At 36.2% G+C, this 9,997-nt stretch carries 6 protein-coding genes; all 6 read left to right on the plus strand.

Annotation, left to right across the window (positions count from 1 at the left end):
• Positions 1-3,356, plus strand: a 3,356-nt coding sequence (locus PHR02_RS09665; RefSeq protein ID WP_299991575.1) for a VCBS domain-containing protein, incomplete at its 5' end; no start/stop codon positions are given.
• A gap of 130 nt (positions 3,357-3,486) precedes the next feature.
• A complete protein-coding gene (locus tag PHR02_RS09670) occupies positions 3,487-4,176 on the plus strand; it encodes a response regulator (protein ID WP_299991576.1) in 690 nt (229 codons plus the stop codon).
• A gap of 69 nt (positions 4,177-4,245) precedes the next feature.
• A complete protein-coding gene (locus tag PHR02_RS09675; protein ID WP_299991578.1) occupies positions 4,246-5,583 on the plus strand; it encodes a TolC family outer membrane protein in 1,338 nt (445 codons plus the stop codon).
• Entirely contained in the window at positions 5,576-7,753 is a 2,178-nt protein-coding gene (locus tag PHR02_RS09680; protein ID WP_299991581.1) for a type I secretion system permease/ATPase, read from the plus strand. Before PHR02_RS09675 ends, PHR02_RS09680 begins: the two co-directional genes overlap by 8 nt.
• Positions 7,719-9,125, plus strand: a complete 1,407-nt coding sequence (locus tag PHR02_RS09685; RefSeq protein ID WP_299991583.1) for an HlyD family type I secretion periplasmic adaptor subunit — start codon at positions 7,719-7,721, stop codon at positions 9,123-9,125. The genes PHR02_RS09680 and PHR02_RS09685 overlap by 35 nt, the downstream gene beginning before the upstream one ends.
• 2 nt (positions 9,126-9,127) lie before the next feature.
• A complete protein-coding gene (locus PHR02_RS09690) occupies positions 9,128-9,739 on the plus strand; it encodes a response regulator transcription factor (protein WP_299991586.1) in 612 nt (203 codons plus the stop codon).
• Positions 9,740-9,997 lie beyond the last annotated feature (258 nt).

Below are 9,997 nucleotides of genomic sequence, written 5' to 3' on the forward strand. Positions count from 1 at the left end.
TGCTGAATGGACAAACTGGTGAATACAGTTTTGATCCAAGCAATGAGAATTATCAGTACCTTAATGCCGGAGATAGCCTAACGGTTACGATCCCTGTGAGCGTAACGGATGAGCATGGTGCGAAAGCTACAACGAATATCATCATTAACATGACGGGTACAAATGATACACCGATGATAGCTTCAGTATTAGTGGTAGAGACAAAAGAGGATGCTGCGGTAATATATGGCAAATTAATAGCCAATGATATCGATCAAAACGCTGTTCTGACCTATAGCGCAGCTGCGGTTGCAGGGTTTATGCTGAATGGACAAACTGGTGAATACAGTTTTGATCCAAGCAATGAGAATTATCAGTACCTTAATGCCGGAGATAGCCTAACGGTTACGATCCCTGTGAGCGTAACGGATGAGCATGGTGCGAAAGCCACAACAAATATCATCATTAATATGACGGGAATGAATGAGGCTCCAACGCTGGAGATGAGTGTTTTTGCGACGACTAACGTTAATGAGCTCGCTTTAAAGATTTTTAGTGAGACGTCCGAACAAGGGAGTGTATTTTTAGAGTTTGGCGGTATTCCGGAAGGGAGTAAAATATTTACTCCTCAGGGGGAAGATGTTAGCGGAGGCATTGAAAATTACAGTGGCGAGCATCTTTTTATATTGGTTTTCCCCGAAGATGTTGATAGCTTCGGAACCTTGCGTGTGGCGGCTAAAGATGCCATCACAAATACACAAGCTGTGGAAGAGTTAGCCCTCGCATATGATATCAACAGTGCATTTTCACTTATTGAATTTGACCAAAACGACCAAAGTATGTGGGGATCAGACATAGATGCTACTCTTGGGTGGCATGAATATATCCCATTTATAGGGGAAGCTCCTATAAAATGGAACGAAACAACTCAGCAGTGGGATGATACATCAGAGGGGAGTGAATGGCGCAGCGGTATTTTTAATATTATCGATGTGGATTTGGATGCGAAAAGTATTGGACAGGCTATAAGGGATTGGGTCAATGATGTAAGAACAAAAGCAGACCTTGTCGGTAAAAATTTAGAAGCATGGGCTAATTATACGCTGAAAAAGATCGCATATGAAGCGGCAAATTTTGCGCTAGATGCAGGAGTTACTATAAAAGATGGGGTATTGGATGCGGCAAAAGGGGTATATGATGAGACTTTAAAAGTTTATAATAGTGCTCATAATGCAACTGAAACGGCAAAATATGCGATGGATCATGCACCATGGTATGAATATATCTTTAAAGCAGCTGATTATGGAATTAAATGGAGCGCGGAACAGCTTGCTTATGCGTTATTTAAAACTGCTGAATTTGCTTACAATTCAGCTTTGTATCTTACAAAACGCGCAGAAGAAGACCTCTTGGAACCGCTAGAAAGAGCGGTAGAAGATACCCGATTGGCAATGAATGAAGCATGGGAAAAAGCTTTAGTCGCTGAAAAAGCAATGCATGATGCAGGATATTATACCGATAGATCAGTTGAGATCAATGATAGTGGTGTTACCGTCGTAGACGGTGCGGCGGTAACGGGAGAATTACTCGTTGCAGAAGCTGCAAATTTGGCTTACAACACTGCATATGATAGTGGGGCATTTGATTTCGGTTTAGATTTACAGGCGAATGCAGAACTGTTTGCACGAGTGGGGATGCAGGTAGATTTTGTTTTGGATGCAGGTTCTGTGGATACAAATATAAACTACCTCTTGACATCAACATCACAATATAACGAAACGACAGATATGCTTGTCTTGAATCCGATGATGAAAAATGTGATGACGGGTGAAGATGTGGCATTCTCGACCATTAGTCCAAACCTACAGTTTTATGTGGCATTGCTTTATGATGTAGGACTTGATTTTACGTACCAATTGGACGAAGCGTATCTCAAAGCATTGGGAACCACGGTATTCGAAGCAGATCCTATAGAGAAGACAACAATCACGGTTTCGACTAATTCTATGGCGTCTGATAGTGAAATGAAATCCGGTGAATTGGTTTTGGTTGATCTGGATACACGAGATCTAGGCTCAATTAAAATTCCGTTTATCGAGAAGTTGGCGAGTGCACTGAAAGATGATTCTGCTGAAGCGTCCTCTTTGAAAAATTCATTGCTTGATCAATTGACGCAAGGTATGCTGAGTGTAGAAATTGGATTCCCTACTATTGAGACTAAAGGAAAAGTTGCCGAGTATACAGAAGATTTTTATAAAGAGGGAGATATTGTTAGTGTAGATGTGGCGGAACTTACTGAAGCAATCTTTAATATGGTCAATGCAAAACTTGATTATACTCAAGAGTTTAAAGATCTGTATGGTGTTGGAGACTTGAACCCTGCATCTATTGATGATTTTATAGCGACATTTGTGAGTGCATTGGGACAATATATGATTGATGCTTACGGGCGTACAGAAGGGGTGCCTATCTTTGAACTCGATATGAAAGGTAACAGTACATCGGCACTTTTCCATGTAAACACATTCCCTGATTCGTATACCATGGAAGGATTAAACGCTGATTCAGGATCTTTTGGTTTCTTTACGGCAGAAGGTGAGGGGAATGTACCACTAGTTAAAGTGAGTTTAGACATAGATCAGGTTGTGGCATTTATCGTCAATGCTATCATAACGGAAGGTGCAACGACAACATCGGGTGTTCCTGAGATTAATCCGTTGGATCTTGAGATTGGACTTGACTATCTGTTAGAATTGGCCGGATTGGATCAAGGTTCACGTAATGAGATCACAAAATATATTGATCTTGGAATCAATATAGAAGCGGCGGATCTTGATGCGTATGCAGATGTGAATTTTACGCAGCAATTTGCGTTGAGTGTAGATGATATGGAATTCCAGATGATTTTGGAAGACGGAACTATATTTAAGTTCAATGCGAATCAAGAGGAGAGTTTGGCAATCGAAAATGCGAGTATGTACGATAAAGATGGTAACGGTATTTTGGATTATAGTTTGCAGATTACTCCTGATGCAAACTTTTATAACGATACGGAAGCAAAACTAGGTCTTGGTTATGCCCTTGATCTTTTAAAAGCTGATTTTAACGCCGGTGTAAAGATTCCACTCGCAGATATATTGAATATGAAAGATACAAAAACATCTTTACCGACAATAGAAATTTCTGCGATTGATTATGCCGTAGGACCGTTATTGACGATTCAAGGTGATCTAGATGTCTTGAGTATGGATGTGTTTGAAACTCGTTTTGATATGGATATCGGCTCTCATACTTATGCAAGTTCTGTAGATGTTGGCCTTGGAGAGATGAAATCTGCATCTATGTATGTAGATGATCACGGTATTGCCGGTGTATAAATAAGCTGACCTGAATAATTTCAGGTCAGCTTTCTGCTATAAATTTATTACTTCTTCAAGTGATGCTATAATAAAATACCATTATCTTTTATCTATTTAAAAGCTACTCGAATCACACTGGAGTTTATCTATGTTAAATATATGTATTGTTGAAGATGAATTGGTTACCGCAGAATACATCAAACAAGCAGTTGAGGAAAATGGGCATAAAGTACTATATGTTGCGAATAATGCTTTATCGGCATTGGAATTTTTGCAGAGTAATTTAGTGGATTTGATTTTTTTAGATATTAACCTTTATGGTGCGAAGGACGGTATTTGGCTAGCAAATGAGATTAATAAGTATGACTTTAACGTAAAAATTATATTTATTACCGCTCATGGAGATCAAGAAACGGTTCAAGAGGCAGCAAAAACACTTCCTTATAGTTTTCTAGTAAAACCTTTTGCACAAAGAGATATTGAAATTGTTTTGAGTTTAATATTTACAAAAATAGAGATTGAAAACAAATCTAAACCTATGGAAATTATACGTAGTTTAGAGTTTTCAGAGACGTGCTGTTATTGTCTTGAGAGACAAACACTTTTTAGAGACAATATCCCGGTAGGATTGAGTGCTAAAGAAAATGCGTTGTTGTTTTATATGTGTAAACGTCCTAATAAACTTGTTACCCATGAGGAACTTTTCGAGGTTATTTGGACTGATAAAGATGTTGCAGAATCAACGTCACGAGACTTAATTTACAGATTAAGAAAAAAAGTTCCCGAACTAGAATTGGTTTCAATTCCCTCGACTGGATATCGTCTTTTTATCAGATAAATCGTATTTCTGACAAGTTTCCGACAAATTTCACATAAACTTTCAAAAAAGATTTGAAGGAAATGAGAAATGCAAATACGAGAAAAATTTTTACTAAGTGCTTTGTGTAGTTTAATGTTAATGCCAACACATTCATGTGCATTTACGATACAAGATGCAATACAGCAAGCTGTAAAGACTCATCCAAGTATCAAAGGTGTTAAAGAAGAAATATTGATGCAAGAGAAAATTTTGCAACAAGTAGATGCACAGTACTATCCTTCACTTGATCTTTCCTATTCTGTTGGTCCTGAGGTGACAAGAACACCTGCAAATCAACATCAACGATCTTCACTTGTTCGTCAAAATACTACTATCACACTTAGTAACAATATATTTGCAGGTTTTGCTACCACGTATGAAAAAGAACAGCAAAAAGCATTAATTTTGTCAGCGAATGATCAATTTTACGACAGTTCAAATGAATTAGCCAAAAAGATGTCGAGAACCTATTTGGAAGTTCTAAAAACAAAAAGTCTTTTAGATATCGCAAAAGAAAATACTCAATTGCATGAGAAGTATTTAGAACAAGTAAAAATTAAAGTTGATGCAGGAGCGGGAATTAATTCTGATTACATGCAAACACTTTCACGTTATGAAAATACAAAAGATTTAGAATATATGGCTCGATTACAGCACGAGAATGCGATAGCAAATTATAAAAGTTTATTGCCGGAAATCACTTCTCTTGAACAGTTTCAAACTCCTAGCCTAAAAAAACTTCCAGCAGAAAGTTTGGAAGATTTAGTCGAATTAGCTAAACAAAACTATCCACTCTTACATTCTACCCGATCTACGGTAACGGCTATAAAAGCAGAAGCAAATCGGGCAAAGGCAGCTTTTTATCCAACAGTAGATATCGTGGCACAAGCGTATTGGAACGATAAAGTTCATGGAGTGGGCTATGACAACCCATTAGTACCTGGTACGCCAGGAGCAAAAGAAACAGAAGATATGGGTTATAACGCATTATTGGTTGTAAATTATAATCTTTTTAAAGGTGGTTCAGATAGTGCATTTGAACAAACAAAACAACATAAATTACTTAAAGAACAAAGCAAGTATTTAGATCAAGAACGCTCTGTGGTTGAAGGGTTGACACTTTCACGTAATAATTTTAATCTTACTACAAATAGCCTACAGCATATAGAAAGCTATATGAATGCAACGGGTGAAACAAAAGCTAACTATGAAAAAGAGCATGAATTAGGGAGAAGAAGTATTATTGATTTACTCAATATAAGTGTCGAGTTCAATAATGCTCGTAACCGGAAAGTAAGTGCTGAGTATGATCGTTTAATCGCCTACTATGAAGTTCTTGCATATACGGGGAAACTTTTTGAAGAGATGAGTATAAGTTTTGAGTAAAACTATCGATAACCCTATCTTAGAATGCTTGGTGATTTTCACCAAGATTTATAATCGCCCATTTAGTGCAGAGGCACTTGTGGCGGATTTACCTGTTGAAGCAGGTCGGATCACCCCTAAACTTTTTACACGTGAAGATAATAACGTAAAAGCAACTTTTTTCAGAGCGGCTAAAAGAGCCGGATTTAGCTCCAAACTTGTTCAATATCAACTTCATGAGATTTCCCCCCTTTTACTTCCGGTGATTTTGGTCTTAAGCGGTAATTCCGAGGATGAACGTGCTTGTATTTTAACGGGAATAGATATAGAAAACAAACAAGTTAAAATCATTCTTCCAGAACTTGGCGATGCTGAAACCTTGGTCAGTATAGAAAGGTTAGAAGATGAATATCTTGGCTATGCCTTTTTGATCAAACCTGAACATCATTATAAAGATGCAAGAAAAAGAGTGCTGGAACATGAAAAACACCATTGGTTCTGGAGTACGATTAAACATTCAAAAAGCATCTATGTAGATGTGCTGATCGCATCTTTTTTGATCAATATGTTTGTACTGGCAACACCTATTTTTACCCTCAATATCTATGATAGGGTTGTTCCAAATAATGCTATTGATACTATGTGGATTTTTGCCGCAGGTATTTTTATAGTGTATGTATTTGATCTGCTCTTTAAATTTTTACGCGCCTATTTTTTAGAAAATGCTTCTAAAAAGAGTGATGTTATTATGTCCTCCATAATTTATGAGCAAGTTTTGAATTTAAAACTATCATCAAAACCAAAATCTGTCGGCTCATTCGCTAACGTTATTAAAGACTTTGATTCAATCAAAAACTTTTTTACGGCAGTGTCGATTTCAACTTTGATTGATTTGCCGTTTAGCATTTTATTTTTATTGGTTATCTATATGATTGGAGGTTGGTTAGTCGTAATTCCGATTCTTTTTGCAATTATTATTATTGCCTACAGTTTTATCATTGAAAAACCGATACGTCAAAGCATAGAAAGTACTTACGAAGCTTCATCGTTTAAAAATTCTATTTTAATTGAGTCTTTAAGTGCTTTGGAAACGATTAAATCACTTGGTATCGGTGGACAATATCAATGGAAATGGGAAGAAGCTACCGGAAGTGTTTCTAAAAAAAGTCAACATACAAAAATTCTTTCAAATTCTATTTCAGTTTTTGTAGGATTTATTATTCAGTTTAATACGGTGGTAATCATTGTAGCGGGCGTTTATGCCATTGGAGAAAAAGAACTGACAATGGGAGGGCTTATTGCGCTTGTTATGCTCGGATCACGTATTCTTACGCCTCTTGCTCAAATTGCAAATCTTATCACCAACTTTGAGCAAACGAAAACTGCCTACAATGCTATTAACAACATAATGCTGCTTCAAGGCGAAAGAGAAGAGGGGAAAAAATTTGTAGAGCGCCCTTCATTTACAGGAAAGATTGAGTTTCAAAATGTAAGTTTTACCTATCCGGACAGTGAGCGAAAAATATTGAATAATATCAGTTTCACTATTCACTCTGGTGAGTCTGTAGCTATCATTGGGGCTAATGGTTCAGGCAAGACTACGATTGAAAAACTTTTATTAGGTTTGTATGAACCGCAGGAAGGGTCTATTTTAATAGACGGTATCGATATTAAACAGATTGATCCCGCAGATTTACGCGGTAACATCTCTTATGTTCCTCAAGATGTTGTTTTATTCGAGGGTACGCTAAAAGAAAATATTATTATGCGAACACCTGATGCTAATGATGAAGAGATATTAAGTGTAGCAAAACTTAGCGGGATAGATATCTTCGTCAATAAACATCCAATGGGATTTAGTTTACCTGTAGGAGAGAGAGGAGATGGGCTATCCGGTGGGCAAAAACAGGCTATTGCGATTGCGAGAGCGTTTATTGATAAATCTCCTATTCTTCTTTTAGATGAGCCGACAAACTCTATGGATGTAGAACGTGAAAAACAATTTACATATATGTTACAGAGTTATGCTCAGAATAGAACAATGATATTAATCACACATAGAAATTTATTATTGAATTTAACAACTAGACTAATCGTACTTAATAATGGTAATTTAGTCTTAGATGGTAATCGCGATGATGTTATCAAAAAGTTAAATGATATTGAACAAAGAGTTGAACATGGGGCTTAGGGATAAATTTGTAAACTTTAATTACAAAAGTAAAGATACACAGAATATACAAGTCAAACAAGAACGTGATTTAGATTATATGGATTCTGTTAGTGCAGTCATACTGCTTCAAACACCTATAGCTACAAAGATTATCCTTAGGCTGAGTGGATTGTTTATTCTCCTTATATTACTTTGGGCATATTTTTCTGAAATTGATACGTTAACACGGGGTCAAGGGCAAGTAATGACTTCCAAACAAGTTCAGATTGTTCAAAATCTTGAAGGTGGAATAGTTAGTGATATTTTAGTCACAGAGGGACAGAATGTAAAGAAAGGGGATGTTCTTGTAAAAATAGATGATACAGGATTTACATCAACATTTAATGAAAATCAGTTGCGTTATGATGAATTAGAAGCGAAGTCAATACGTTTGAGGGCCGAATCAACAGGGGGAGCTTTTTTAACTACAGATGAAATAATAAAAAAATCTCCTGAGTTAATTCGGCATGAAGAGTCTTTGCACATTTCAAATCGGCAACAACTTAATAATGACATTACAATTTATAACAGACGACTTCAGCAAAAAAGAAATGAATTAAAAGAAGCGCAATCTAAAGTTGGGCAGTTGAGAAGTAATTTTAAACTCATACAAAAAGAGATGCAAATAAGTGAACCTTTGGTTAAACAAAAAATTATGTCCGAAGTTGAGTTTATACAATTACAACGTCAAATGACGACCATAAAAGGTGAATTAGATGCAGTAGAGCTATCAATTCCACGTCTAGAATCTGTTATTGAAGAACAAAAAAATAATTTGCAAGAGATCGAATTTAAATTTCGAAATAGTGCAAAAGAGCAATTAAATGAGACACTCGCAGAGATGCAAAGACTTCAGAGCGGAAATGTAGCTAGAGAGGACAGAGTAAAAAGAACCAATGTGTCTTCACCTGTCAATGGAACGGTTAAGCAGATATTTGTGAACACGGTAGGTGGTGTTGTTAAACCTGGTATGGAGATCATAGCAATCGTTCCAACTCAGGATAATCTTATAGTAGAAGCAAAAATTCGTCCCGGTGACATTGCGTTCTTACATCCTGGACAAAAAGCGATTGTAAAGTTTTCTGCTTATGACTTTGCTGTATATGGCTCACTTGAGGGGGAATTAACTCATATTAGTCCGGATACGATTGTTGATGATGTCGATAAACAAAGTTACTATCTAGTACGTATTAAGACTAAAGAGAGTTATTTGGGCAATGGCGATAAAAAATTAGATGTTTTGGTAGGTATGACTGCTGATGTTGACATTGTTACGGGGAGTAAAACTATTCTTGACTTCATATTAAGACCGCTTTTGAGAGCAAAAGAGAACGTTTTGAGTGAGAGATAAATATGATGAATGTAGCAATGTATTCTGTTATGGATTCAGTTTTAAATCATTGGAAAAAATCTCTTGGAACGCAATATCAATGTGTAACTTATAAAAATGATGCACAACTTTTAAAAGCTCTTGTAAAAAAGGATAGTGTACAAATACTTTTAATTGATGAAACGCATGTGCATGATATTATCTCTTTTTTGAGTGATTTACGAAAAATATATAACGGGAAAGTATTTTTATTTAACGCTATTCCTAATGTTTATCATGCATACAGACTGATTACACTTAAAATTGATGGTTATGAAAATATCTATATTGCAGGTGAGAATCTTCATAAAGCAATCGATACGATTCAAAATGGAATGTGTTGGTTTTTTGATGAATTGGCTTATTTTATTATTAAACGGCATATTCAACAAAATAAACTAGATGAACCTGATTTTATGCAGTTTTTAACTGATAAAGAGAAGGAAATAGCCATTATGGTAGCTAATGGACTGACTAATAAAGAGATAGCTGCGAGACATAAAAATGCTCTTTCAACAGTGAAAAATCATATTAAAAATATTTTTGATAAAGCTGGTGTGAACAATAGAGTTTCATTGACATTAAAATTCCAGTAGAAGATTATACATTCTGTTTAGGGAGGATTACCCCTGCATCAGACAAGCAAAGCACTCTATATCTTTGATCGTGGATCTGGGTAACTTTTGTAATACATCAGTTAGGAAAATTACAGCTGAGTAGTTGAGTCAGAAAGAGATTAAACTATAATGGTTTCTACTGAGTATGCAAAGGAATAAAGATAGTTAAAGTAGCTATTTTTAGGAGGTTGTTGGTTGCGGAAGCAGGATTTGAACCTACGACCTTCGGGTTATGAG

It is taken from the genome of Sulfuricurvum sp. (assembly GCF_028688295.1).
Lineage (GTDB): Bacteria > Campylobacterota > Campylobacteria > Campylobacterales > Sulfurimonadaceae > Sulfuricurvum.